We start from the raw sequence: 22,953 nt of genomic DNA, 5'->3' as shown, positions 1-22,953 counted from the left end.
TAGCAGCCACCCCGACGGCCAAAGTCCCGGGCAGAAAAAAGCCCCGACGGGTCGGGGCTTTGGGGTCTCGCCTGCAGCTTATTCGCCGATGGCAGCCTTGTAGCCGGCAGCATCGAGCAGCTTGTCCAGCTCGGCCTTGTCGCTTGGCTTGAGCTTGAAGATCCACGCGGCGTACGGATCGTTGTTCAGCTCTTCCGGCGCGTTGGCCAGGTCTTCGTTGACGGCAATCACTTCGCCACCGACCGGGGAATAGATGTCGGAAGCAGCCTTTACCGACTCGACGACACCGGCAGCATCACCGGCGGCGAACACCTTGCCCACTTCTGCCAGCTCGACAAACACCACATCACCCAACGCTTCCTGGGCGTGATCGCTGATGCCCACGGTGACGGTGCCGTCGGCTTCCAGACGCGCCCATTCATGACTTTCGGCAAAACGCAGTTCAGCTGGGATGTTGCTCATGCTCGGTGTCCTCAAGAAATTGTCAGCGGTCGTGCCCGCCGGAAAAGGTTTAGATCAAGGTTTTGCCGTGACGGACAAAGGTCGGTTTGACCACACGTACCGGATACCACTTGCCACGGATTTCCACTTCGGCGCGGTCGGCAGTCGCCATCGGTACACGCGCCAGGGCAATCGACTTGCTAAGCGTAGGAGAGAAACTACCACTGGTGATCTCCCCTTCGCCAACATCAGCGATACGAACCACCTGATGCGCCCGCAAAACCCCGCGTTCCTCAAGCACCAGGCCGACCAGTTTGTGCTGCACGCCGGCGGTTTTTTCCGCTTCCAGCGCGTCGCGACCGATGAAGCGGCGCGTGGCCGGTTCCCAGGCGATACTCCAGGCCATGTTCGAGGCCAGGGGCGAAACGTCCTGGTGGATGTCCTGACCGTAGAGGTTCATGCCGGCTTCGACCCGCAGCGTGTCGCGGGCACCAAGGCCGATGGGGGAAATGCCGGCGCCCACCAGATCGTTGAAGAATCCGGGGGCCTGATCGGCTGGCAGGGCGATTTCCAGACCGTCCTCACCGGTGTAACCCGTGCGCGCGATGAACCAGTCGCCGTCGATGTGACCTTCGAAAGGCTTGAGCATCTGGATCAGGTTGGCGCGGGACTGGGTCACCAGTTCGGCAATCTTGTGCCGGGCATGGGGGCCTTGAATGGCGAGCATCGCCAGCTCGGAGCGTTCGTGCATATGCACATCGAAGCTGCCCAGCTGTGCCTGCATCCAGGCCAGGTCCTGATCGCGGGTGGAGGCGTTGACCACCAGACGATAACCGTCTTCGAGGCGGTAGACGATCATGTCGTCGACGATGCCGCCGCGCTCGTTGAGCATGGTGCTGTACAACGCACGGCCTGGGCTGTGCAGGCGTTCGACGTCATTGGCCAGCAAATGCTGGAGCCAGGCCTTGGCCTGGGGGCCGGTGACATCGATCACGGTCATGTGGGAAACATCGAACACCCCGCAATCGCGGCGCACCTGATGGTGTTCCTCGACCTGCGAGCCGTAATGCAGGGGCATGTCCCAACCGCCAAAATCGACCATCTTCGCGCCGAGGGCGAGATGCAGGTCATACAGAGGCGTACGCTGTCCCATGGGTTTCTCCTTCCGGGCGTGGCGAAGGTGCGGAGCGCTGCTGCACGGATCGGAAAGCCCTGTAAAAAAGGGCTTTCAGCCGATTTCAGCGACAGGGTCTGTCAGACGGACCGCACCGAATGCCGCGCATTGTAGCCGCATGATTCAGGACTGACGACTAAGTGTTTCTGTGCGCCGAGCGCCGGATCAAACCGATAACCGGCAACAGACCGACCAATACCAGGGTCAGCGCCGGCAACGACGCCCTCGCCCATTCGCCTTCGCTGGTCATTTCGAAGATCCGCACCGCCAGCGTGTCCCAGCCAAACGGGCGCATCAGCAGGGTTGCGGGCATTTCCTTGAGCACATCGACGAACACCAGCAACGCGGCGCTGAGCGTGCCGGGCAGCAACAGCGGCAGATACACTTTGAAAAACAGTCGCGGCCCGCTGACGCCCAGGCTACGTGCCGCTTCAGGCAAAGATGGCCGTATACGCGCCAGACTGCTTTCTAGCGGACCATAGGCCACCGCCACGAACCGCACCAGATACGCCAACAGCAACGCCGCCAGACTGCCCAGCAGCAGCGGTTTGCCCGCACCGCCAAGCCAGCCGGACAGCGGAATCACCAGCTCCCGATCCAGATAACTGAACGCGAGCATGATCGACACCGCCAGCACCGAACCCGGCAAGGCATAACCGAGATTGGCCAGACCGACCGCAGAATTGATCGCCCGGGTAGGCGCCAGACGCCGGGCGAAGGCCAGCAACATCGCCACGCTGACCGTGATCAACGCCGCCATGCCGCCCAGATACAACGTGTGGAGAATCAGCCCGGCGTAGCGCTCATCCAGATCGAATCGCCCGCGCTGCCAGAACCAGACCACCAGTTGCAGCACCGGAATGACAAACGCACAGGCGAACACCAGACCGCACCAACCGGTCGCCGCCCAGGCCTTGGGCCCGCGCAGGTGATACAGCGCCTTGACCCGTGGTCGCTCGTTGCTCGCCCGATTGGCGCCGCGCGCGCGACGTTCGCCGTACAGCACCAGCATCACCACCAGCAGCAACAGGCTGGCCAGTTGCGCAGCACTAGGCAGGCTGAAGAAGCCGTACCAGGTCTTGTATATCGCGGTGGTGAAGGTGTCGAAATTGAACACCGACACCGCGCCGAAATCCGCCAGGGTTTCCATCAGTGCCAGCGCCACGCCGGCACCGATGGCCGGCCGCGCCATCGGCAATGCCACACGCCAGAATGCTTGCCACGGCGACTGCCCGAGCACCCGCGCGGCTTCCATCAGTCCTTTGCCTTGCGCCAGGAACGCGGTGCGCGCCAGCAGGTAGACGTAGGGATAAAACACCAGCACCAGCACCAGAATCACCCCGCCGGTGGAGCGCACTCGCGGCAGGCGCAGGCCGGTGCCGAACCATTCGCGCAGCAGGGTTTGCACGGGGCCCGCGAAGTCCAGCAGGCCGACGAACACGAACGCCAGCACGTAGGCCGGGATTGCGAATGGCAGCATCAGCGCCCAGTCGAGCCAGCGGCGGCCGGGGAATTCGCAGAGGCTGGTGAGCCAGGCGAGGCTTACGCCGATCAGCGTTACACCGATGCCTACGCCGAGGACCAGCGTCAGTGTGTTGCCCAGCAGACGCGGCATCTGGGTTTCCCACAGGTGCGACCAGATCTGGTGGTCGATGGTTTGCCATGAGAGCAGGAGCACGCTGAGGGGGAGCAGCACCAACGCGGCGATGGCGAAGACGATGGGGTACCAGCGGCGTTGGGCGGGGTGGGCCAAGGAAACAGTCTCGTTCAAATGATTGTGCCCACGCTCTGCGTGGGCACACATTCTGTGACGCTCCGCGTCACGCTGTCGATGATGCGACGCAGAGCGTCGAGGGCTGCATTCCCCCGCAGAGCGTGGGAACGATCAAACAGTGCTGTCAGGAATGACTCAATTCCAACCCGCCCGATCCATCATCCGGATCGCTTCAGCCTGGCGCTTGCCCGCCACTTCAACCGGCAACGTATCAGCCACGAACTGCCCCCACGCCGCCACTTCTTCCGAAGGCTTCACCGCCGGATTCGCCGGAAACTCCTGGTTCACGTCGGCAAAGATCTTCTGCGCTTCAGGCGTGGTCATCCACTCCACCAGTGCCTTGGCGGCTTCCGGATGCGGCGCATGTTTGGTCAGGCCGATGCCCGACAGGTTGACGTGCACACCGCGATCCGCCTGATTCGGCCAGAACAGTTTTACCGGCAGTTCCGGCTTCTGCTTGTGCAGGCGGCCGTAATAGTAGGTGTTGACGATGCCGACGTCACACTGGCCGGCATTGATCGCTTCCAGCACCGCGACGTCGTCGGAGAACACGTCGGTGGACAGGTTGTTGACCCAGCCCTTGAGGATCTGCTCGGTCTTCTCGGCGCCATGCACTTCGATCATGGTGGCGGTCAGCGACTGGTTGTAGACCTTCTTCGCCGTGCGCAGGCACAGGCGGCCTTCCCAGTTCTTGTCGGCCAGTGCTTCGTAGGTGGTCAGTTCGCCCGGTTTTACTCGTTCGGTGGAATAGGCGATGGTCCGCGCGCGCAGGCTCAGGCCGGTCCAGGCGTGGCTGGACGAGCGATATTGCAGAGGAATGTTGGCGTCGATGGTTTTCGAGGTGAACGGCTGAAGAATGCCCATCTGCTCGGCCTGCCAGAGGTTGCCGGCATCGACGGTCAGCAGCAGGTCGGCGGTAGCGTTCTCGCCCTCGGCCTTGATCCGCTGCATCAGCGGCGCTTCCTTGTCGGTGATGAACTTGATCTTCACCCCGGTCTTGGCGGTGTAGGCATCGAACACTGGCTTGATCAGCTCATCGATACGCGAGGAGTAGACCACCACCTCGTCGGCGGCCTGGGCGGCAGTGTTGCCGATCAGGGTCAGGGCCAGTGCGGTCAGAACACGCTTGGATGCCAACATGGGAGCGGTCTCTCGGTCGGGAAAAGTGGCCCAAATGATAAGGACTCACATTTACCAGCTCAATCGAACACTTTCCCAAGGAGTTACCAGATGTTGCACGACATTCGTCAGGCCTTGGCCAGGGCCGGCAAGTCCCCGGTCAGCCCCAACGCTTCACGCACGAACAACGCCTTGGCCTCGGGCATCTGCTCGACGATTTTCAGCCCGGTATTACGCAACCAGCGCAGCGGCAACGGATCTGCCTGGAACAACCGCTCGAAGCCTTCCATCGCCGCCATCAGCGCCAGATTGTGCGGCATGCGCCGGCGTTCGTAGCGGCTCAGGACTTTCACGTCCGCCAGGCGTTCGCCGCGTTCATGCGCTTGCAACAGCACTTCGGCCAGCACCGCGGCGTCGAGAAAGCCGAGGTTCACGCCCTGCCCCGCCAACGGGTGAATGGTGTGTGCGGCATCGCCGATCAGTGCCAGCCCTTCTGCCACGTAGCGCTTGGCGTGGCGTTGACGCAGCGGCACGCACAGGCGTGAGTCGGCGCTGATGACGTCGCCAAGGCAACCTTCGAAAGCGCGTTCGAGTTCACGGCAGAAATCCGCCTCATCCAGCGCCATCAGCCGTTCGGCTTCGCTTGGCGTGGTCGACCAGACGATCGAGCACCAGTCCTGCTGACCGTCACGCTCCAGCGGCAAAAACGCCAGCGGCCCGTGATCGGTGAAGCGCTGCCACGCGGTCATGCGGTGCGGTTTGCTGCTGCGCACGCTGGTGACGATGGCGTGATGCAGATAATCCCACTCGCGAGTGGCAACGCCGGTCAGACGGCGCACAGCGGAATTGGCACCGTCCGCCGCGATCACCAGCGGCGCACGCAAGGTGCGGCCATCGGCCAGGGTCAGCAGCCAGTCGTCACCGGAACGGCGCATCTGCTCCAGTCGCGCGTTGGCCAGCAGACCCATATCGCAATCGTGCAGACGGTCGAGCAAGGCATCCTGCACCACGCGGTTTTCGACGATATGGCCGAGCACATCGGCGTGCACGCTGCTGGCCGAGAAATGGATCTGGCCGGTGCCGCTGCCGTCCCAGACGTGCATGTCGGTGTAAGGGCTGCTGCGTCGGTTGACGATGCCATCCCACACGCCGAGGCGATCGAGGATCCGCTGGCTGGCCGCCGACAGTGCGCTCACCCGTGGCTCGAACGGTGCGTCGCCATTGAAGGGTTTGACGCTCAACGGACTGCCGTCGAGCAGCAGCACTTCCAGCCCGCTGCCCTGCAACGCCAGCGCCAGGGCGCTGCCGACCATTCCGGCTCCGACAATCAGCACATCCGCGCGCATTTCCATGCTTTAAGCCTGTCTCGCTGGCGGCTTGAGCCGCACGTAAAGGGTTTTACCGACCCGCGCCACCAGATTGCCGGCGCCGTCATGAATGTCGACCTGCAACTGCGGCAGGTATTTCTCGCCACTGGCGGTCTGCCGACGGATCTCGTCGAGCAGGGTGTCGTCGATGTTGAACCGGGCGAACACCGGGCCCTTGCCCGGCGATATGAAATCAATGTCGGCGGCCTTGTCCCAGACGATGTACCGCGAGCCGAGGTTCTCCATGAGCATCAACATGAAGAACGGATCGACCATCGAATACAGACTGCCGCCGAACTGGGTGCCGACGTAATTGCGGTTGTACCAGCCCAGGCCCATCGAGACCTGAATGTCACGAAAGTCATCGCTGATGTGCTGCACCCGGACACCGGCGCCGAAGTACGGCGGGTAGAACGTCATGATCCAGCGCATCAGCCGCGCCTTGCCAAACCGTTTGATCAGCCACTCACGCATCCGGCCGCGTCCCCAGCCCCATGGCCTGACGGGCGAACCAGCGCTTGGCCGGCGGCAGCAGATCGAGGCCGAGCAGGCCGATGTTGCGCCCCAGCGACACCAGCGGCTGGGTGCTGCCGAACAGGCGCGTGACCTGATCGGAGAAACCCACGGTGAGATCCTGATCGAGACGCTGACGCTCGCGATAGGCCTGCAGCGTGGCGAAATCCCCCAGCGGTTTGTCGCTGGCCAGCAGCGCGGCGGCCAAGGCATCGGCATCGCGCAGGGACAGGTTGAAACCCTGCCCGGCAATCGGGTGCAGGCTGTGGGCGGCGTTGCCGAGAACGGCCAGATGCGAACGCACCTGCTCTTCGGCTTCCACCAGCGACAGCGGATACAGATGCCGCGCGCCAACTTGTTTCAACGTACCGAGACGGTAGCCGAACACACCTTGCAGCTCGCTGAGGAAATCACGTTCGCTCAGGTCGGCCAGACGTTGCGCGTCCATGCCCAGACGGGTCCAGACCAGCGCGCAGCGGTTTTCCGGCAGCGGCAGCAGCGCCATCGGGCCTTCGTCGGTGAAGCGCTCGAAGGCCATGCCGTTGTGCGCTTCGCTCGGCGTGATGTTGGCGATCAGCGCGCTCTGGTTATACGGACGCTTGCGTACGTTAATGCCCAGTTGCTCGCGCAGACCGGAACGGCCGCCATCGGCGAGCACCGCCAGATCACACTCGACCGTGGTTTCGTCGTTGAGGGTCAGGCGATAGCCGTCGGGCAGCGGCTCCATGCGGGAAACTTCCGCCGGGCAGCGCCAACTGATCACGTCTTTGTCGAGGTGCTGCCAAAGGCACTGGCCGAGCCAGGCGTTTTCAACGACATAGCCGAGCGCCGGAACGCCCTCTTCCATCGCCGAAAGTCGGGCGGTGGAGAAACGACCACGGTCGGATACATGAATCTGCTTGATCGGCTCGGCGCGGCGGGAGATTTCCTGCCACACGCCCAGCCGCTGATAAATCTGCCGCGAGCCGAAGGACAGCGCCGAGGAGCGCGCGTCGTAGCTTGGCTGCCAGCTGTCACCGGGGGCGAACGGTTCGATCAGCACGATCTTCCAGCCACGGGCCTTGGCCCCGGCCTGCAAGGCCAACGCCAGACTGGCGCCGACCAGACCGCCACCGATGATTGCCAGATTGACCCGACTCATGCCGCGCAGGTCCGTGCTTGCGCCATCAGGGCTTCGATCTCGGCGACGGTTTTCGGCACGCCGCCGGTCAGGATTTCACAACCGCTCTTGGTCACTACCACGTCATCCTCGATGCGCACGCCAATGCCGCGCCATTTCTTCGCTACGTTCTGATTGTCCGGGGCGATGTAGATGCCCGGCTCCACGGTCAGCGCCATGCCGACTTCCAGCACTCGCCATTCGCCGCCGACCTTGTACTCGCCGACGTCATGCACATCCATCCCGAGCCAGTGGCCGGCGCGATGCATGTAAAACGCCTTGTAGGCCTCGGAAGCGATCAACTCGTCGACTTCGCCCTGCAATAGCCCCAGCTTCACCAGCCCGGTGGTGATGACCCGAACCGTGGCTTCGTGCGCCTGGTTCCAGTGTTTGTTCGGGGCGATTTCGGCGAACGCGGCTTCCTGCGAGGCCAGCACCAGTTCGTAGATCGCTTTCTGTTCAGCGGAAAACTTGCCGTTGACCGGCCAGGTGCGGGTGATGTCGCTGGCGTAGCAATCGATCTCGCAACCGGCGTCGATCAACACCAGATCGCCGTCCTTGAGCAGCGCGTCATTCTGCTGGTAATGCAGGATGCAGCTGTTGCGCCCAGCGGCGACGATCGAACCGTAGGCGGGCATTTTCGCCCCGCCCTTGCGGAATTCGTAATCCAGTTCGGCTTCGAGGCTGTACTCGTACAGCCCGGCACGGCTGGCCTGCATCGCCCGGATGTGGGCCTGGGCGGAAATCCGCGCGGCCTCGCGCATCACCTTCACTTCTGCCGCCGATTTATACAGGCGCATGTCGTGCAGCAGGTGATCCAGGGCAACGAATTCGTTCGGCGGCTGGGCGCCGAGGTGCGCCTTGGAGCGGATCACGTTGATCCAGTCCATCAGGTGGCGGTCGAATTCCGGGTTGCTGCCCATCGCCGAATACACCCGGTCGCGGCCTTCGATCAGGCCCGGCAGAATGTCGTCGATGTCGGTAATCGGGAAGGCGTCGTCGGCGCCGAAATCGCGGATCGCGCCTTCCTGGCCGGCGCGCAGGCCGTCCCAGAGTTCGCGCTCGGCGTTGCGTTCACGGCAGAACAGCACGTACTCGCCGTGTTCGCGACCGGGCATCAGGACGATGACCGCCTGTGGCTCGGGGAAACCGCTCAGGTACTGGAAGTCGCTGTCCTGACGATAGACATGCTCGACGTCGCGGTTGCGAATGGCGACCGCGGCGGCAGGCAGGATCGCGATGCTGTTGGGTTCCATCTGCGCCATCAGCGCCTTGCGGCGCCGGGCGTATTCCGCTTTCGGGATATGGATCATGGGCAGATGGCTTTCCCTGGCACGCGATCAGTGCAGCGACGGCTTGGCCGCTGGCGGCATGTCGGCCTTTTTGGTTTCGGAGAACAGCAGCAGCGGAGCGACACGCAGGTACTCCATGACTTCCATATAGTCGCTTTCGCCGTCTTCGGATTCTTCCAGTGCGTCTTGCACCTGGGAGATCGCTGCCAAATCCTGCAACACTTCGGTGGCTTCGGTGCTCAGCATGCTGCTGTCGCGGCAGTTCAGGCCGAAACCGGTGAGGAAGCCCTGACACCATTCGCCCAGTGCGGCGGCGCGCTCGGCCAGTGGCGCGTCATCGTTCGGCAGTAGCAGAACCACGGTGACGTCATCGCCGGTGAGTTCGCTCTTGACCATCTCCTGCAGACCGATCAGCGCGTTGCGGACGTTGTCCTGCGGCTCGCTTTCGAGCAGCTCGGCGGCATCGATCAGCCACTCTTCGGCATTGAAGCCGGCGCCGGCGCAACTGCGGCCCAGCAACAGGCCGTGCAGTTCGGCAGGCGAAACGGAATGACCGCTGGAGTTCAGCAGGGTGGCAAAGCCTTGGTACGGGGAATTCTGAATGGGCATGGGCAGCTAGGCGCCAGACGGCGCTATGTCTAGAATGAAGGCCTTGTATCCTACATCGACAGACTCGCCAAGACCATTAAAGGCTGTCCGCCAGCCAAACCCATCAGACCGAATCAGTGGACACAATGGAAGACACCGACCTGCAAGCGCTGATGGCCAGACTCGAACTGCTGATTACCCGAGTCGAGCAACTAAAGAGTCAAAATGCACTCTTACTTGCTCAGGAAAAGACCTGGCGCGAGGAACGCGCGCACCTCATTGAAAAAAACGAAATCGCCCGGCGTAAGGTCGAATCGATGATTTCGCGCCTCAAGGCCCTGGAGCAAGACTCATGAGTTCAAGCAATAGCGTTACCGTGCAGATCCTCGACAAAGAGTATTCGATCATCTGTCCCCAGGAAGAGCGCAGCAATCTGATCAGCGCCGCCCGCTACCTGGACGGCAAGATGCGCGAGATCCGCAGCAGCGGCAAAGTCATCGGCGCCGACCGCATCGCCGTGATGGCCGCGCTGAACATCACCCACGATCTCTTGCACAAAGAAGAGCGCCCGGACATCCAGGCCAGCGGTTCGACCCGTGAACAGGTGCGAGACTTGCTCGATCGTGTCGATCTGGTGCTGGCCGACGATCCGGACATCAGCAAGGGCTGATTCGCCAGGCCGCTTGAGTTATACTCGCCGCACTCCCTGGGGTGCTTGCCAGTTGACGATGTCCCTGAGCCGATTTGCACTACCCTGGGGGTTGCACGTTGGGCTGGTGTGCATGTCCGCCAGACGGAAAGCCTTAAAGCCTACTGCATCCTCCACCTTGAACTCTCGGGTTCAAGGGCTAAGTCGACAGCGGCTCATCCGGGGAGCCTGATTCGAATCCGATGCCGGTGAATGCCGGCATCGGATTTTTTATGCGTACGTTTTCGTCCCACCCTGCCGAAGCCGAACCATGACCGAACCCGCGTTGTTGCCCCGCCCCCAACTGCGCCGCCTGCTGCGCAAGGCCCGCCGCTCGCTGACGCGAAGCGAACAACGCGAGGCCGCCGAAGGCCTGTACAAGCAGTTGGCACAAGACCCGCACTTTCGCCGGGCGAAACACATTTCCCTGTACCTGCCCACCGACGGTGAAATCGACCCGCGCCTGTTGCTGCGCGCGGCCCAGCGTCGGGGCAAGAAAACCTACCTGCCGGTGCTCAGTGCCTGGCCACGGACCAAAATGGTCTTTCAGCAGATCCGTCCCGGCGAAAAACTCAAACCCAACCGCTTCCGCATCCTTGAGCCGCGCGCCAATATGGCCCGTCAACGCAAGGTCTGGGCGCTGGATCTGGTGCTGTTGCCACTGGTGGGATTCGACGATGTCGGCGGACGCCTGGGCATGGGCGGCGGATTCTACGATCGCAGTCTGGCGTATCTGGCCCGACGCCAGAACTGGCGCAAGCCGACGCTGTTGGGGCTGGCCCATGAATGTCAGAAAGTCGAACGTCTCGCGCAAGCGAGCTGGGATGTACCGTTGCAGGGAACGGTGACAGACAAGGCGTGGTATTTCGCGGGATAGACGCCGCGCGGATCAGCGGCGTCGAGAAGGCAGTTTCAGCGTTTGAAGGCTGTCGACTGTTGTACTTGTTGCGCTACTTCAATCGGTGCATCGGCCTTGTTGGCCCACAGACTTTGCGCATAACCGGTGGTCACGACGCCCAGACCGAACAAAATCACCAAAGTCCACAGCAAATCCGGTTTGCGTTTCATCGATTGCCCCCCTCAAGGCACATCATCACGATGACAGCAGCGGTTTCCATTCGTAGGCCGTGCAGCAGCGTCAAGCTTTAAAGGCCGGCATTTTGCGACAACGTGAACCTCTGCGCAAATGCTGGCGTCAACCGACCGTCGGTTTGTCATAAAATTGCCGGACAACCTGCCCAATGACCGCTTGAGGAGCAAAAACCATGGCCTACTGGCTGATGAAATCCGAGCCCGACGAACTCTCGATCAAGGGCCTGGAAAAGCTCGGCAAAGCGCGCTGGGACGGGGTTCGCAACTATCAGGCACGCAATTTCCTGCGGGCCATGGCAGTGGGGGACCAGTTCTTTTTCTACCATTCCAGCTGCCCGGAGCCGGGGATTGCCGGAATCGGCAAAATAATCGAAGCCGCGTACCCGGATCCCACCGCACTGGAACCGGAAAGCCATTACTTCGATCCGAAAGCCACGCCGGAGAAGAATGCCTGGAGCGCGATTGATGTCGCCCACGTCGAAACTTTCAGCCGGGTCTTGAAGCTGGATTACCTGAAACAGCAGACCGCGCTGGCCGAGATGCCGCTGGTGCAAAAGGGTTCGCGACTGTCGGTGATGCCGGTGACGGCCGAGCAGTGGGCGGCGGTGATCGCGCTCAAACCCTGAGTCATTTGTCGCCTGACAAAATGCCATCGCTGGCAAGCCAGCGATGGGGACCGCCCGGACAACGAATGTCTTATTGAATGATCAGGTTGTTGAACAACAGATCTTCAACCACCGGCTTGCCGGTCTCGTCATTCATCACTTGCTGGGTCTGCTTCAAGGCTTCCTGACGCAGTTTTTCCTTGCCTTCGATGCTGCCCATCGCATCGGTGGTCTGCTGGGTGAACAGCGCCACCAGTTGATTGCGGATCAGCGGCTCGTTGGCCTTGACCAGTTTGGTCGCCTCTTCACCGGTCACCCGCAGTGCCACGTCGGCCTTATAGACCTTGAGCTTCGGGGTGCCATCGAGCCCGTAGTTGCCCACAAACGGCGGGCTCAGGGTGATGTAGTTGACCTTCGGCGCCTCGCCTTCTTTGGCTTCTTCGGCCAGCGCTGCCACAGGCAGAGACAGGGCCAGCAACAACATGATCCACGCTTTCACAATTCGCTCCTTATCCGGTTTGCGGCCTAGCATAACGACCCGCCGCGCAAGCACAAGCTTATGGCGGACTATCAGGGCCGGGCATGCTCGTTGACCCGTTGACTGCCACACCTACACTTATCGGCCATCACTCCCAAAGGAATAGCCCTGATGAAAGCCGTGCTGTGCAAAGCCTTCGGCCCTGCCGAATCGCTGGTGCTGGAGGACGTCGCCAGTCCTGTCGCCAAAAAGAACGAAATCCTGCTGGACGTGCACGCCGCCGGGGTCAATTTCCCGGACACGCTGATCATCGAGGGCAAATACCAGTTCAAGCCGCCCTTCCCGTTCTCGCCGGGTGGCGAAGCTTCCGGTGTGGTCAGCGAAGTGGGTGAAAAGATCAGTCACCTGAAGGTCGGCGACCGGGTCATGGCCCTGACCGGCTGGGGCAGCTTCGCCGAGCAGGTCGCGGTCCCGGGCTATAACGTGCTGCCGATCCCGCCGTCGATGGATTTCAACACCGCCGCCGCCTTCAGCATGACCTACGGCACGTCGATGCACGCCCTCAAACAGCGCGGCAACCTGCAACCGGGTGAAACCCTGCTGGTGCTCGGTGCTTCTGGCGGTGTTGGCCTGGCCGCCGTGGAAATCGGCAAAGCCATGGGCGCCCGGGTGATCGCCGCTGCCAGCAGCGCGGAAAAACTCGCCGTCGCCAAGGCTGCCGGAGCCGACGAACTGATCAACTACAGCGAAACCAGCCTCAAGGACGAGATCAAGCGCCTGACCGACGGCCAGGGCGCCGACGTGATCTACGACCCGGTCGGCGGCGACCTGTTCGATCAAGCCATCCGCGCCATCGCCTGGAACGGCCGCCTGCTGGTGGTCGGTTTCGCCAGCGGCCGCATTCCCGAACTGCCGGTCAACCTCGCCCTGCTCAAGGGCGCCGCGGTACTCGGCGTGTTCTGGGGCTCCTTCGCCCAGCGCCAGCCGCAGGACAACGCGGCGAACTTCCAGCAACTGTTCGGCTGGTTTGCCGAGGGCAAGCTGAAGCCGCTGGTGTCACAGGTCTATCCGCTGGGCAATGCCGCGCAGGCGATCAATGATCTCGGGCAGCGCAAGGCTGTCGGGAAAGTCGTAGTGCAAGTGCGCTGAGCTGATCGGGCGATCCGGAATTGATGGCCACTTCCGGATCGCTCTTCAGAGCACTCCAGCCCTACATCAAACTGCGAATATCCTCCGGCAACAGGCTCATGTACGTCCGGACCGGGCTGCTACGGCAACTCCTTACAATCGATGGAATCCGCTTGTTCAGTCTGGCGATCATCGCCAGCCGCTGTTCGTCCGGCAGCTGCGCTTTGTGGAACACATTGGAAAGGTAGGCCCTGGTGTAAACGAACACCTTGGTATCGATCCATGATTGCTCCGCAATGTTGCCGAGGTATTCGTTCAAGGTGCGGCACTTCAAGGCTTTCAGTTGCTGGTTGATGTGGATGGGTTGATCCAGATCCAGCCTGAATACCATCGGTGCGAAGACCCGCGTCTGTGCCGGTTTGTCGCCCTCGACGATCCACGGTTTGAAACGCCATTGCTCGACAGCCGCCCTGACCGCTTCGATCAGCTCCGGATGGCTGCTTGGCGCAAAGCTGATCCTGTCGACTGAACCGTCGGCATGGACGGTGAACTCGGCGCCCACTTCACCGACCACGCCAGCCCTGAAAAGCCCTCGCGGATAGACCGGCCTCGGGTTGTTTTCCGGAATCAGCAGCACCTCTGACGCCCACGCGCCTCCCGATGCCATCAGCAAAAACAGCAACACACACCACCGCATGAGCCCTCCCCCTTTACCGCTCGAATGCCCGATTGGCACCATCAAAAGGGTAGAGCCCGGCAGCTTGAAACAGAACGCCGCGCCTTCTGCATTGTTCGCAGGACATTTCCCAAACCTGCGCCCTACAAAGCCCTGAAACTCGGCAGGAAGACGCCGAAGTAACCTTTCCCACAACGCCCCGCACTTATATCTGAGCGACATGTTCATAAAGGAACGCGCGACTTCCAACATTTCCGCTGTTTTGCCGATGGGAAGCGGTGCTATTTTCGGTAACGAAACTGTAACATTCGCATCCGCAGTCAAAACAAGAAATCTGGAGCTCTTGAATGTTTGCTTTCTTTCGTCCTGCCGCACATCAGGCTCCATTGCCTGAAGAAAAAATCGACAGCACCTACCGACGCCTGCGTTGGCAGATCTTCGCCGGCATCTTCTTTGGCTACGCGGGTTACTACCTGCTGCGCAAGAACTTCTCGCTGGCCATGCCGTACCTGATCGACGAAGGCTATAGCCGTGGTGATCTGGGTCTGGCGATGTCGGCCATCGCCATTGCCTACGGTCTGTCCAAGTTCCTCATGGGCCTGGTGTCCGACCGCTCCAACCCGCGTTACTTCCTGCCATTCGGCCTGCTGGTATCGGCCGGGGTGATGTTCATTTTCGGTTTCGCGCCTTGGGCAACCTCCAGCGTGACCATGATGTTTATCTTGCTGTTCATCAACGGTTGGGCCCAGGGCATGGGCTGGCCGCCGAGCGGACGCACGATGGTGCACTGGTGGTCGCAGAAGGAACGTGGCGGCGTGGTATCGGTGTGGAACGTGGCGCATAACGTCGGTGGTGGTTTGATCGGCCCGCTGTTCCTGATCGGCATGGGCCTGTTCAACGACTGGCACGCGGCGTTCTACGTCCCGGCTGCCGTGGCCCTGGCGGTAGCGGTGTTCGCCTTCGTGACCATGCGCGATACCCCGCAATCGGTCGGCCTGCCGCCGATCGAGAAGTACAAGAACGACTACCCGGAAGGCTACGACGCCAGCCACGAAGACGAATTCAGTGCCAAGGAAATCTTCGTCAAATACGTGCTGCGCAACAAAATGCTCTGGTACATCGCCATGGCCAACGTCTTCGTTTACCTGTTGCGCTACGGCGTGCTGGACTGGGCGCCGACCTACCTGAAGGAAGCCAAGGGTTTCACCGTGGATAAAACCTCGTGGGCCTATTTCTTCTACGAGTGGGCGGGGATTCCCGGCACGCTGCTGTGCGGCTGGATGTCGGACAAGATCTTCCGTGGCAACCGTGGCCTGACCGGTATGGTGTTCATGGCCCTGGTGACCGTCGCGACCCTGGTGTACTGGCTGAACCCGGCCGGCAACCCGACCGTCGACATGATCGCGCTGTTCTCCATTGGCTTCCTGATCTACGGCCCGGTGATGCTGATCGGCCTGCAGGCACTGGAACTGGCACCGAAGAAAGCCGCCGGCACTGCCGCGGGCTTCACCGGTCTGTTCGGGTATCTGGGTGGTTCGGTCGCGGCCAGTGCAGCGATGGGCTACACCGTGGACCACTTCGGCTGGGATGGCGGTTTCGTGCTACTGGTGGGCGCTTGCCTGCTGTCGATGGCCTTCCTGGCCCCGACTCTGTGGCACAAGCAAGTCGCCAGTCAGAGCCGCGAAGCAGTCGCCTGATCGGCCTTTGACTTACAGCGCTTGAGCCGCGCCTCCAGATTCCGGTCTGGCATGGCGTGGCTGCGCAGGGCGTGGGCGGTCTGCTCGACATAATCGCGAGTGGTGCCGTAACGCCCGCAAGCGCTTTCGAACACCTGGCTCAGCACATGATCCGGCAAGTTGCCGGCATAGCTGGGCAGGTGTCGCTCCAATACGAATCCCAAGGCCTGAACCTGGCTGCCATCTTCGAGTCGGCAGTTGAGCCAGTGTGGCCGATAGGACGGGAACGGCATCTCGCGCTTCCATAATGCATACAGCGCGCTGTCCAGATTGTCTTCCGGCAACCGGTAGGCGAAGCCGCTGCACGAGCCGCCACGATCCAGACCAAAGACCAGTCCCGGCATTTCCGGCGTGCCGCGATGCTCGTGGGACCACAAGTACAAGCCACGGTGATAGCCATGCACGCGCCCACGCACCCGCTCCACGGCTGTGCATTCCGGCCGCCAGATCAGCGAACCGTAGGCGAACAGCCACACCGGCCCGCCCTTGTGGCGCGCCATGGTCGATTGCATGGAAGCGAGAAGTTGTTCGTGCGTCAGCTGCGGCCCAAGATCGAGCCGCGGAGGGTAAGCCAGGTTCAGAAAAGCGTTTTCAATGGCGCTCATGGCGAATAGCGTTCAGCTCCCCGCGGGTGAAGAATTACTTAATAGAACGCACCGCTGTAACAATAAGGCACATATGTTTTAAGGCAATTTGAGTGCCATGGCACAGTTCTTAATTGATTGCCTGATTGATATATAACCTACCGGCATTTATGCAATTACATAAATACCGATCGGCTATATGAAGAGTTATAACGAACTCAGGCGCGGGGTGCGTAAGCAAACACATCCGCACGCATCTGATGGGCATCCATCCCTGCTTCCACCAGCGCATCCAGCGTGCCGTAGACCATGGCCGGCGAGCCGCTGGCATAGACGTGCAGCGGTTTCAGATCAGGGAAATCCTCGCACACCGCCTCATGCAACATGCCACAGCGCCCTTCCCAGCCGCACTGGTCACTGACGACCTTGTGCAGGAACAGATTGGGCAACTTCAGCCATTCGTCCCAATGTTCGATTTCGTAGAAATCTTCCGGACGACGCACGCCCCAGTACAAGTGCACCGGATGCTTGAAGCCGCTGGCCCGGCAATGTTCGATCAGGCTATGGATCTGGCCCATGCCGGTGCCGGCGGCGATCAGCACCAGCGGCCCGTCCGGCAGTTCCGCCAGGTGGGTATCGCCGAATGGCAGTTCGACCCGCACCATCGGGTTGCGCGTGAGCTGATCGATCAGGTTCAGCGCACTGGATTCGCGCGCCAGCACATGGATTTCCAGATCGCGCCCGCCGTGGGGCGCCGAGGCCATGGAGAACGCCGACTTCTCGCCGTTCTCGCGCTCGATCATCAGATACTGGCCAGCGTGGTAGCGCGGCGGCTTGCCGGCTGGTGCCCGCAGGCGCACACGAAAGGTATCGCCACCGACGTCCCGGCATTCGATGACCTGACACGACACGCTGCGCACAGGCAGTTCTCCCAGCGCGAGCACGCCATCCCACAGCACGATGCAGTCTTCCAGCGGCTCTGCTATGCAAGTGTAGAACTCACCGTGGACGTGCACCTTGCCGGCCTGTTCGACCCGGCCTTCCACCAGCAGCGCCGCACACACATGGCAATTGCCGTTGCGGCAGCTTTGCGGGCATTCGTAGCCCAGGCGCCGCGCACCATCGAGAATCCGCTCTCCGGGCCGTATCTCGAGTACCGCTCCGGAGGGCTGCAGGGTTACACGCATCAATCTATTCCTAACTGATTCCAGATGGCATCGATCCGTTGGGTGACGGCGTCATCCTTGACGATGACGCGGCCCCACTCGCGAGTGGTTTCGCCCGGCCACTTATGGGTGGCGTCCAGGCCCATCTTCGAGCCGAGCCCCGACACCGGCGAGGCGAAGTCGAGGTAGTCGATCGGCGTGTTGTCGATCATCACCGTGTCGCGCTTGGGGTCCATGCGCGTGGTGATGGCCCAGATCACGTCGTTCCAGTCCCGCGCGTTGATGTCGTCGTCGGTGACGATAACGAACTTGGTGTACATGAACTGTCGCAAAAACGACCAGACACCCAGCATCACGCGCTTGGCATGCCCCGGATACGACTTCTTCATCGTCACCACGGCCATGCGGTACGAGCAGCCTTCCGGCGGCAGGTAGAAGTCGGTGATCTCCGGGAACTGCTTCTGCAGGATCGGTACGAACACTTCGTTCAGCGCCACGCCAAGAATCGCCGGCTCATCCGGCGGACGGCCAGTGTAGGTGCTGTGGTAGATCGGCTTGATCCGGTGGGTGATGCGCTCGACGGTGAACACCGGGAAGCTGTCGACTTCGTTGTAATAACCGGTGTGGTCGCCGTACGGGCCTTCATCGGCCATTTCGCCCGGATGGATCACGCCTTCAAGGATGATTTCTGCCGTGGCCGGCACTTGCAGGTCGTTGCCACGGCACTTCACCAGTTCCGTGCGGCTGTCGCGCAGCAGACCGGCGAAGGCGTATTCGGAGAGGCTGTCCGGCACCGGAGTAACGGCGCCGAGAATGGTCGCCGGATCCGCACCAAGGGCCACGGACACCGGGAACGGCTGACCCGGATGCTTCTCGCACCACTCTCGAAAGTCCAGCGCGCCGCCACGGTGGCTGAGCCAGCGCATGATGACCTTGTTGCGACCGATCACTTGCTGGCGGTAGATGCCGAGATTCTGCCGGTCCTTGTTCGGGCCCTTGGTGACGGTCAGGCCCCAGGTGATCAGCGGCGCCACGTCGCCCGGCCAGCAGGTCTGTACCGGCAGCATCGCCAGATCGACGTCGTCGCCTTCGATGACCACTTCCTGGCACGGCGCGTCTTTGACGACTTTCGGCGCCATCGCGATGATCTTGCGGAAGATCGGCAGCTTCGACCACGCGTCCTTCAAGCCCTTCGGCGGCTCCGGTTCCTTGAGAAACGCCAGCAGCTTGCCGATTTCGCGCAGTTCGCTGACCGACTCGGCGCCCATGCCCATGGCCACCCGCTCGGGAGTACCGAACAGGTTGCCGAGCACCGGGATGTCATAACCGGTCGGTTTCTCGAACAGCAGCGCCGGGCCCTTGGCCCGCAGCGTGCGGTCGCACACCTCGGTCATTTCCAGCACCGGCGAGACGGGAATCTGGATGCGTTTCAACTCTCCGCGCTGCTCAAGCTGCTGCACGAAATCCCGAAGATCCTTGAATTTCATTGACGATGGCACCCTCAAAATAGGCGTACATCCTACCTGCTCTGTCGGCCGCTGGCAGCTATCGTGGCTCTGCAAACAGCAATCAGTGTCTCCCGGAAGGTCGGGGCAGCCGAACCGTGGCAAAAAAAATGGCGCCCTCCAGGGGCGCCATTTTTCTGAACCGACCAGCGATGTTACTTGCGTTTCATCGACAGGAAGAATTCGTCGTTGGTCTTGGTCGTTTTCAGCTTGTCGACCAGGAACTCGATGGCGGCAACTTCATCCATCGGGTGCAGCAGTTTGCGCAGGATCCACATACGCTGCAGTTCGTCGTCGGCGGTCAGCAGCTCTTCGCGACGGGTACCGGACTTGTTGATGTTGATGGCCGGGAACACACGCTTCTCGGCGATACGACGGTCCAGTGGCAGCTCCATGTTGCCGGTGCCCTTGAACTCTTCGTAGATCACTTCGTCCATCTTCGAGCCGGTTTCAACCAGCGCGGTGGCGATGATGGTCAGCGAGCCGCCTTCTTCGATGTTGCGCGCAGCGCCGAAGAAACGCTTCGGTTTCTCCAGGGCGTGGGCATCGACACCACCGGTCAGCACCTTGCCGGAGCTCGGGATCACGGTGTTGTAGGCACGGGCCAGACGGGTGATGGAGTCGAGCAGGATCACCACGTCCTTCTTGTGTTCTACCAGGCGCTTGGCCTTCTCGATCACCATTTCAGCCACTTGCACGTGACGGGTCGGCGGCTCGTCGAAGGTCGAGGCAACCACTTCGCCGCGCACGGTGCGCTGCATTTCGGTCACTTCTTCCGGACGTTCGTCGATCAACAGCACGATCAGGTGAACTTCAGGGTTGTTACGGGCGATGTTCGCTGCGATGTTCTGCAGCATGATCGTTTTACCGGCTTTCGGCGGTGCAACGATCAGACCGCGCTGGCCTTTGCCGATCGGGGCGCACAGGTCGATCACACGACCGGTCAGGTCTTCGGTGGAACCGTTGCCGGCTTCCATCTTCATGCGCACGGTCGGGAACAGCGGGGTCAGGTTCTCGAAGAGAATCTTGTTCTTCGCGTTCTCAGGACGATCAAAGTTGATCGTGTCGACCTTGAGCAGGGCGAAATAACGCTCGCCTTCCTTCGGCGGGCGGATCTTGCCAACGATGGTGTCACCGGTGCGCAAGTTGAAACGGCGGATCTGGCTCGGCGAGACGTAGATGTCGTCAGGGCCGGCGAGGTAGGAAGCGTCAGCGGAGCGCAGGAAGCCGAAGCCGTCCTGGAGAATCTCCAGCACGCCATCACCGGAGATTTCCTCACCGCTTTTAGCGTGCTTTTTCAGCAGGGAGAAAATCACGTCCTGCTTGCGCGAACGGGCCATATTTTCTATGCCCATCTGTTCGGCCAATTCGAGCAGTTCGGTAATCGGCTTTTGCTTGAGTTCAGTCAGATTCATATAGGAATGACGTAATCATTTATGGAGGGGGGAAATTAAGCTTTTGGCTTAATGAGGCCGCGCCGCGGAGAAGGCGACAGGATCGCGTACTTATTCGAAAAGGAGTGCGTCGGCGACGGCTAGCAGGGGGCAGTGGAGAAACCAGTGCGGGGCCGAATGTATCACCTGAGTTTCGGAGCGTCTAGCCCTGAATACGCAAAAAGCCCCGCAATTTGCGGGGCTTTTTGAGGACAATCTTTACAGCGACGCTTAGATGTTGGCGTCGAGGAAAGCAGCCAGTTGCGACTTCGACAGAGCGCCGACCTTGGTCGCTTCAACGTTGCCGTTCTTGAACAGCATCAGGGTCGGAATACCACGTACGCCGTGCTTGGCAGGGGTTTCCTGGTTTTCGTCGATGTTCAGTTTGGCAACGGTCAGCTTGCCTTTGTAAGTCTCTGCAATCTCGTCCAGAACCGGAGCGATCATTTTGCAAGGGCCGCACCATTCAGCCCAGTAGTCGACCAGGACAGCGCCTTCGGCCTTGAGTACGTCGGCTTCGAAGCTAGCGTCGCTAACGTGTTTGATCAGATCGCTGCTCATGGAATTCTCCAGGTTGTAAGCAAAAAAACGTGGCCCATCATAGCCGCCCTTCCCTTGTTCAGGAAGCCGCAGATGATTGAGTCTTGCTATGGCACTCGATGAGTTTGGGTATAGCTCAAGTCACGCGCTGGCGGGGGCGATGAAGGAAATTCCGGTGCGCAGCGCCGCATTGCGCACGTGTTCCTGCATGGCTTTCTGCGCGGCAGCGGAAGCCCGGCGGGCCAGGGCGCGGAGGATCTTGCGGTGTTCCTGCCAGGTTTCCATGGCCCGTTCGGCGCGGATGAACGGTAGTTTCTGGCTCTCCAGAAAGATGTCGGCGCTGGCAGTGAGGATGCTCAGCATCGCCTGATTGCCGCTGGCCAGCAGGATCCGCCGGTGGAATTCGAAATCCAGTTTCGCCGCGGCCTCGAAGTCGCCGGCGCGCAGTTGTTCGCGCATGGCGGCGACATTGTCTTCCAGTTCGTCCAGATCAAAGGTGCTCAGCGTCACCGCCGCCAGACCGGCCGCGAACCCTTCCAGCGCATAGCGCAACTGAAAGATTTCCAGCGGCGAAGCCTGGGCTGCAAACGGCCAGGCCGGAGCGCCCTCGCCGCGCGGCAATTCCACCGGCGCCTGCACGAACACGCCCTTGCCCGGCTGAATGCTGACCACACCCAGCGCGCTTAAGGACGACAACGCCTCACGCAACGACGCGCGGCTGACACCCAGCTGAACCGCCAGATCCCGTTGCGAAGGCAGCGCATCGCCGGGGCCGAAGCCCTGCTCGGTAATCAGTTTGCGGATCGCTTGCAGCGCCACTTCGGGTACGGCGCGGGAGATCGAGTTCATGGTTTTCCAGACGGACCAGGCCAAGGTGCGGCCAGTTGTAATGCTATTCGAGGCATCAGGCAAGTCGTGCCCCAGCGGGGTTCGACGGTGCGCGTCGATGCGCTATCGCAGTGCGAAACCCGAACTCACTGTTCAGACCAGTAAGACCGAACAAACCCGCTAAACCCGTGGCTTTGCGGGGCCGAACCTCAGTCTTGGCACGGCCCATGCTCTGTCCGATCGCAGAATTCACTTCCCGCCGATCCGGAGATTGTCCATGACGAAGCGTTACAGCGCCCTCCTCGCCGCCCTGTTTGCCGGTTTGATGCTGAACCAGGCCCCTGCCCATGCCGACGGTCTGGATGACGTGGTCAAGCGCGGCACTTTGAAAGTCGCGGTGCCTCAGGACTTCCCGCCGTTCGGTTCGGTCGGCCCGGACATGAAGCCGCGCGGCCTCGATATCGATACGGCGAAACTGCTGGCCGAGCAGCTCAAGGTCAAACTCGAACTGACCCCGGTCAACAGCACCAACCGCATTCCGTTCCTCACCACCGGCAAGGTCGATCTGGTGATTTCCAGCCTCGGCAAGAATCCCGAGCGCGAGAAGGTCATCGATTTCTCCCGCGCCTACGCGCCGTTCTACCTCGCCGTGTTCGGCCCGCCGGACGCAGCGGTCAGCACCCTCGACGATCTCAAGGGCAAAACCATCAGCGTCACCCGTGGTGCCATCGAAGACATCGAGCTGACCAAGGTCGCCCCTGAAGGCGTGACCATCAAACGCTTCGAAGACAACAACTCGACTATCGCCGCCTACCTCGCAGGCCAGGTCGACCTGATCGCCAGCGGCAACGTGGTAATGGTCGCAATCAGCGAAAAGAACCCGAAACGCGTACCCGCGCTGAAAGTGAAGCTCAAGGATTCGCCGGTCTACGTCGGCGTGAACAAGAACGAGCCGGCGCTGCTGGGCAAGGTCAACGAGATCCTGGCCACCGCCAAGGCTGACGGCGCGCTGGAAAAGAACGCGCAGACCTGGCTCAAAGAGCCGCTGCCGGCCGACCTCTGACCGG

The 22,953-nt window shown here is 61.4% G+C and carries 25 protein-coding genes and 1 other RNA gene; 8 read left to right on the top strand and 18 right to left on the bottom strand.

Going from position 1 to position 22,953, the window contains the following annotated elements:
- Nucleotides 1-78: 78 nt before the first annotated feature.
- The 9 genes from gcvH to C1X29_RS10065 all read right to left on the bottom strand — a co-directional run bounded on the left by gcvH (nucleotide 79) and on the right by C1X29_RS10065 (nucleotide 9,448).
- Nucleotides 79-462, bottom strand: coding sequence for a glycine cleavage system protein GcvH (gene gcvH, locus C1X29_RS10105; protein WP_085746742.1), 384 nt, complete (start codon nucleotides 460-462; stop codon nucleotides 79-81).
- Between the two features lie 49 nt (nucleotides 463-511).
- Nucleotides 512-1,594 carry a glycine cleavage system aminomethyltransferase GcvT gene (gene gcvT / locus C1X29_RS10100; RefSeq protein WP_102685829.1) on the bottom strand — a complete coding sequence of 361 codons (1,083 nt, stop codon included), beginning with the start codon at nucleotides 1,592-1,594 and terminating at the stop codon, nucleotides 512-514.
- 157 nt (nucleotides 1,595-1,751) lie between these two features.
- Nucleotides 1,752-3,368: an iron ABC transporter permease gene (locus C1X29_RS10095; RefSeq protein WP_102717344.1), complete on the bottom strand. Its 1,617-nt coding sequence runs from the start codon at nucleotides 3,366-3,368 to the stop codon at nucleotides 1,752-1,754.
- A gap of 156 nt (nucleotides 3,369-3,524) precedes the next feature.
- Nucleotides 3,525-4,529, bottom strand: coding sequence for an extracellular solute-binding protein (locus C1X29_RS10090; protein ID WP_102717343.1), 1,005 nt, complete (start codon nucleotides 4,527-4,529; stop codon nucleotides 3,525-3,527).
- Between the two features lie 107 nt (nucleotides 4,530-4,636).
- Nucleotides 4,637-5,854 carry a 2-octaprenyl-3-methyl-6-methoxy-1,4-benzoquinol hydroxylase gene (locus tag C1X29_RS10085; protein WP_173940183.1) on the bottom strand — a complete coding sequence of 406 codons (1,218 nt, stop codon included), beginning with the start codon at nucleotides 5,852-5,854 and terminating at the stop codon, nucleotides 4,637-4,639.
- Nucleotides 5,855-5,863: 9 nt separating this feature from the next.
- The gene (locus tag C1X29_RS10080) at nucleotides 5,864-6,349 is read right to left on the bottom strand and encodes a DUF4442 domain-containing protein (protein WP_102685833.1); all 486 of its coding nucleotides are present in this window, start codon (nucleotides 6,347-6,349) and stop codon (nucleotides 5,864-5,866) included.
- The gene (ubiH, locus tag C1X29_RS10075) at nucleotides 6,342-7,529 is read right to left on the bottom strand and encodes a 2-octaprenyl-6-methoxyphenyl hydroxylase (RefSeq protein WP_102717341.1); all 1,188 of its coding nucleotides are present in this window, start codon (nucleotides 7,527-7,529) and stop codon (nucleotides 6,342-6,344) included. Before ubiH ends, C1X29_RS10080 begins: the two co-directional genes overlap by 8 nt.
- Nucleotides 7,526-8,860: a Xaa-Pro aminopeptidase gene (gene pepP, locus C1X29_RS10070; protein WP_039765352.1), complete on the bottom strand. Its 1,335-nt coding sequence runs from the start codon at nucleotides 8,858-8,860 to the stop codon at nucleotides 7,526-7,528. The genes ubiH and pepP overlap by 4 nt, the downstream gene beginning before the upstream one ends.
- Before the next feature lie 27 nt (nucleotides 8,861-8,887).
- Nucleotides 8,888-9,448: a YecA family protein gene (locus C1X29_RS10065; protein WP_102717340.1), complete on the bottom strand. Its 561-nt coding sequence runs from the start codon at nucleotides 9,446-9,448 to the stop codon at nucleotides 8,888-8,890.
- 125 nt (nucleotides 9,449-9,573) lie between these two features.
- On the opposite strand from C1X29_RS10065, the gene C1X29_RS10060 reads away from it, so the two are divergent.
- The 4 genes from C1X29_RS10060 (at nucleotide 9,574) to C1X29_RS10045 (ending at nucleotide 10,992) form a co-directional block, all read left to right on the top strand.
- On the top strand, nucleotides 9,574-9,783 hold the full coding sequence (locus C1X29_RS10060) for a TIGR02449 family protein (protein ID WP_007940359.1): 210 nt from the start codon (nucleotides 9,574-9,576) through the stop codon (nucleotides 9,781-9,783).
- A complete protein-coding gene (locus tag C1X29_RS10055; protein WP_007951811.1) occupies nucleotides 9,780-10,097 on the top strand; it encodes a cell division protein ZapA in 318 nt (105 codons plus the stop codon). Before C1X29_RS10060 ends, C1X29_RS10055 begins: the two co-directional genes overlap by 4 nt.
- 30 nt (nucleotides 10,098-10,127) lie before the next feature.
- Nucleotides 10,128-10,306: non-coding RNA, 6S RNA (gene ssrS / locus C1X29_RS10050), on the top strand.
- 80 nt (nucleotides 10,307-10,386) lie between these two features.
- Nucleotides 10,387-10,992, top strand: a complete 606-nt coding sequence (locus C1X29_RS10045) for a 5-formyltetrahydrofolate cyclo-ligase (RefSeq protein WP_102717339.1) — start codon at nucleotides 10,387-10,389, stop codon at nucleotides 10,990-10,992.
- A 35-nt stretch (nucleotides 10,993-11,027) separates the two neighbouring features.
- Here the strand turns inward: C1X29_RS10045 and C1X29_RS29400 are convergent, their stop codons facing one another.
- Entirely contained in the window at nucleotides 11,028-11,183 is a 156-nt protein-coding gene (locus tag C1X29_RS29400; RefSeq protein ID WP_007911192.1) for a hypothetical protein, read from the bottom strand.
- Between the two features lie 197 nt (nucleotides 11,184-11,380).
- Here C1X29_RS29400 and C1X29_RS10040 point away from each other — a divergent pair, with 197 nt between their 5' ends.
- A complete protein-coding gene (locus tag C1X29_RS10040) occupies nucleotides 11,381-11,833 on the top strand; it encodes an EVE domain-containing protein (protein ID WP_085746751.1) in 453 nt (150 codons plus the stop codon).
- Between the two features lie 70 nt (nucleotides 11,834-11,903).
- On the opposite strand, the gene C1X29_RS10035 is transcribed toward C1X29_RS10040, so the two are convergent.
- Nucleotides 11,904-12,311, bottom strand: a complete 408-nt coding sequence (locus C1X29_RS10035; RefSeq protein WP_007951814.1) for a flagellar basal body-associated protein FliL — start codon at nucleotides 12,309-12,311, stop codon at nucleotides 11,904-11,906.
- A gap of 150 nt (nucleotides 12,312-12,461) precedes the next feature.
- Here C1X29_RS10035 and C1X29_RS10030 point away from each other — a divergent pair, with 150 nt between their 5' ends.
- Nucleotides 12,462-13,439 carry an NADPH:quinone oxidoreductase family protein gene (locus C1X29_RS10030; RefSeq protein ID WP_102685835.1) on the top strand — a complete coding sequence of 326 codons (978 nt, stop codon included), beginning with the start codon at nucleotides 12,462-12,464 and terminating at the stop codon, nucleotides 13,437-13,439.
- Nucleotides 13,440-13,500: 61 nt separating this feature from the next.
- On the opposite strand, the gene C1X29_RS29785 is transcribed toward C1X29_RS10030, so the two are convergent.
- Entirely contained in the window at nucleotides 13,501-14,469 is a 969-nt protein-coding gene (locus tag C1X29_RS29785; RefSeq protein WP_306461040.1) for an energy transducer TonB, read from the bottom strand.
- On the opposite strand from C1X29_RS29785, the gene glpT reads away from it, so the two are divergent.
- On the top strand, nucleotides 14,442-15,791 hold the full coding sequence (gene glpT, locus C1X29_RS10020) for a glycerol-3-phosphate transporter (protein ID WP_007951819.1): 1,350 nt from the start codon (nucleotides 14,442-14,444) through the stop codon (nucleotides 15,789-15,791). The two genes, C1X29_RS29785 and glpT, sit on opposite strands and share 28 nt — an antisense overlap.
- Here the strand turns inward: glpT and C1X29_RS10015 are convergent.
- The 6 genes from C1X29_RS10015 to C1X29_RS09990 all read right to left on the bottom strand — a co-directional run bounded on the left by C1X29_RS10015 (nucleotide 15,767) and on the right by C1X29_RS09990 (nucleotide 21,907).
- On the bottom strand, nucleotides 15,767-16,435 hold the full coding sequence (locus C1X29_RS10015) for a gamma-glutamylcyclotransferase (protein WP_039765337.1): 669 nt from the start codon (nucleotides 16,433-16,435) through the stop codon (nucleotides 15,767-15,769). The genes glpT and C1X29_RS10015 overlap by 25 nt on opposite strands.
- Nucleotides 16,436-16,632: 197 nt before the next feature.
- Complete coding sequence (locus tag C1X29_RS10010) at nucleotides 16,633-17,601, bottom strand: CDP-6-deoxy-delta-3,4-glucoseen reductase (RefSeq protein ID WP_102717338.1); 969 nt, start codon at nucleotides 17,599-17,601, stop codon at nucleotides 16,633-16,635.
- Nucleotides 17,601-19,067 carry a 4-hydroxy-3-polyprenylbenzoate decarboxylase gene (gene ubiD, locus C1X29_RS10005; protein ID WP_007951823.1) on the bottom strand — a complete coding sequence of 489 codons (1,467 nt, stop codon included), beginning with the start codon at nucleotides 19,065-19,067 and terminating at the stop codon, nucleotides 17,601-17,603. Before ubiD ends, C1X29_RS10010 begins: the two co-directional genes overlap by 1 nt.
- A 173-nt stretch (nucleotides 19,068-19,240) precedes the next feature.
- On the bottom strand, nucleotides 19,241-20,500 hold the full coding sequence (gene rho, locus C1X29_RS10000) for a transcription termination factor Rho (protein ID WP_011336486.1): 1,260 nt from the start codon (nucleotides 20,498-20,500) through the stop codon (nucleotides 19,241-19,243).
- A gap of 249 nt (nucleotides 20,501-20,749) precedes the next feature.
- The gene (gene trxA / locus C1X29_RS09995; protein ID WP_003206727.1) at nucleotides 20,750-21,079 is read right to left on the bottom strand and encodes a thioredoxin TrxA; all 330 of its coding nucleotides are present in this window, start codon (nucleotides 21,077-21,079) and stop codon (nucleotides 20,750-20,752) included.
- A gap of 120 nt (nucleotides 21,080-21,199) precedes the next feature.
- On the bottom strand, nucleotides 21,200-21,907 hold the full coding sequence (locus C1X29_RS09990; protein ID WP_007951828.1) for a FadR/GntR family transcriptional regulator: 708 nt from the start codon (nucleotides 21,905-21,907) through the stop codon (nucleotides 21,200-21,202).
- Between the two features lie 256 nt (nucleotides 21,908-22,163).
- On the opposite strand from C1X29_RS09990, the gene C1X29_RS09985 reads away from it, so the two are divergent.
- Nucleotides 22,164-22,949, top strand: coding sequence for a transporter substrate-binding domain-containing protein (locus tag C1X29_RS09985; protein WP_102685837.1), 786 nt, complete (start codon nucleotides 22,164-22,166; stop codon nucleotides 22,947-22,949).
- Nucleotides 22,950-22,953 lie beyond the last annotated feature (4 nt).

This window comes from Pseudomonas sp. GW456-12-10-14-LB2, assembly GCF_002884345.1.
GTDB lineage: Bacteria > Pseudomonadota > Gammaproteobacteria > Pseudomonadales > Pseudomonadaceae > Aquipseudomonas > Aquipseudomonas paraglycinae.
The sequence above is the reverse complement of the archived record's forward strand: the minus strand, read 5'-3'. Positions and strand labels throughout refer to the sequence as shown.

Bases quoted from the DNA above. Each gene is read 5' to 3' on its own strand.
- gcvH (WP_085746742.1), bottom strand. From the start codon at position 462: ATGAGCAACATCCCAGCTGAACTGCGTTTTGCCGAAAGTCATGAATGG.
- gcvT (WP_102685829.1), bottom strand. From the start codon at position 1,594: ATGGGACAGCGTACGCCTCTGTATGACCTGCATCTCGCCCTCGGCGCG.
- C1X29_RS10090 (WP_102717343.1), bottom strand. From the start codon at position 4,529: ATGTTGGCATCCAAGCGTGTTCTGACCGCACTGGCCCTGACCCTGATC.
- C1X29_RS10085 (WP_173940183.1), bottom strand. From the start codon at position 5,854: ATGCGCGCGGATGTGCTGATTGTCGGAGCCGGAATGGTCGGCAGCGCC.
- C1X29_RS10080 (WP_102685833.1), bottom strand. From the start codon at position 6,349: ATGCGTGAGTGGCTGATCAAACGGTTTGGCAAGGCGCGGCTGATGCGC.
- ubiH (WP_102717341.1), bottom strand. From the start codon at position 7,529: ATGAGTCGGGTCAATCTGGCAATCATCGGTGGCGGTCTGGTCGGCGCC.
- pepP (WP_039765352.1), bottom strand. From the start codon at position 8,860: ATGATCCATATCCCGAAAGCGGAATACGCCCGGCGCCGCAAGGCGCTG.
- C1X29_RS10065 (WP_102717340.1), bottom strand. From the start codon at position 9,448: ATGCCCATTCAGAATTCCCCGTACCAAGGCTTTGCCACCCTGCTGAAC.
- C1X29_RS10060 (WP_007940359.1), top strand. From the start codon at position 9,574: ATGGAAGACACCGACCTGCAAGCGCTGATGGCCAGACTCGAACTGCTG.
- C1X29_RS10055 (WP_007951811.1), top strand. From the start codon at position 9,780: ATGAGTTCAAGCAATAGCGTTACCGTGCAGATCCTCGACAAAGAGTAT.
- C1X29_RS10045 (WP_102717339.1), top strand. From the start codon at position 10,387: ATGACCGAACCCGCGTTGTTGCCCCGCCCCCAACTGCGCCGCCTGCTG.
- C1X29_RS29400 (WP_007911192.1), bottom strand. From the start codon at position 11,183: ATGAAACGCAAACCGGATTTGCTGTGGACTTTGGTGATTTTGTTCGGT.
- C1X29_RS10040 (WP_085746751.1), top strand. From the start codon at position 11,381: ATGGCCTACTGGCTGATGAAATCCGAGCCCGACGAACTCTCGATCAAG.
- C1X29_RS10030 (WP_102685835.1), top strand. From the start codon at position 12,462: ATGAAAGCCGTGCTGTGCAAAGCCTTCGGCCCTGCCGAATCGCTGGTG.
- glpT (WP_007951819.1), top strand. From the start codon at position 14,442: ATGTTTGCTTTCTTTCGTCCTGCCGCACATCAGGCTCCATTGCCTGAA.
- C1X29_RS10015 (WP_039765337.1), bottom strand. From the start codon at position 16,435: ATGAGCGCCATTGAAAACGCTTTTCTGAACCTGGCTTACCCTCCGCGG.
- C1X29_RS10010 (WP_102717338.1), bottom strand. From the start codon at position 17,601: ATGCGTGTAACCCTGCAGCCCTCCGGAGCGGTACTCGAGATACGGCCC.
- ubiD (WP_007951823.1), bottom strand. From the start codon at position 19,067: ATGAAATTCAAGGATCTTCGGGATTTCGTGCAGCAGCTTGAGCAGCGC.
- rho (WP_011336486.1), bottom strand. From the start codon at position 20,500: ATGAATCTGACTGAACTCAAGCAAAAGCCGATTACCGAACTGCTCGAA.
- trxA (WP_003206727.1), bottom strand. From the start codon at position 21,079: ATGAGCAGCGATCTGATCAAACACGTTAGCGACGCTAGCTTCGAAGCC.
- C1X29_RS09990 (WP_007951828.1), bottom strand. From the start codon at position 21,907: ATGAACTCGATCTCCCGCGCCGTACCCGAAGTGGCGCTGCAAGCGATC.
- C1X29_RS09985 (WP_102685837.1), top strand. From the start codon at position 22,164: ATGACGAAGCGTTACAGCGCCCTCCTCGCCGCCCTGTTTGCCGGTTTG.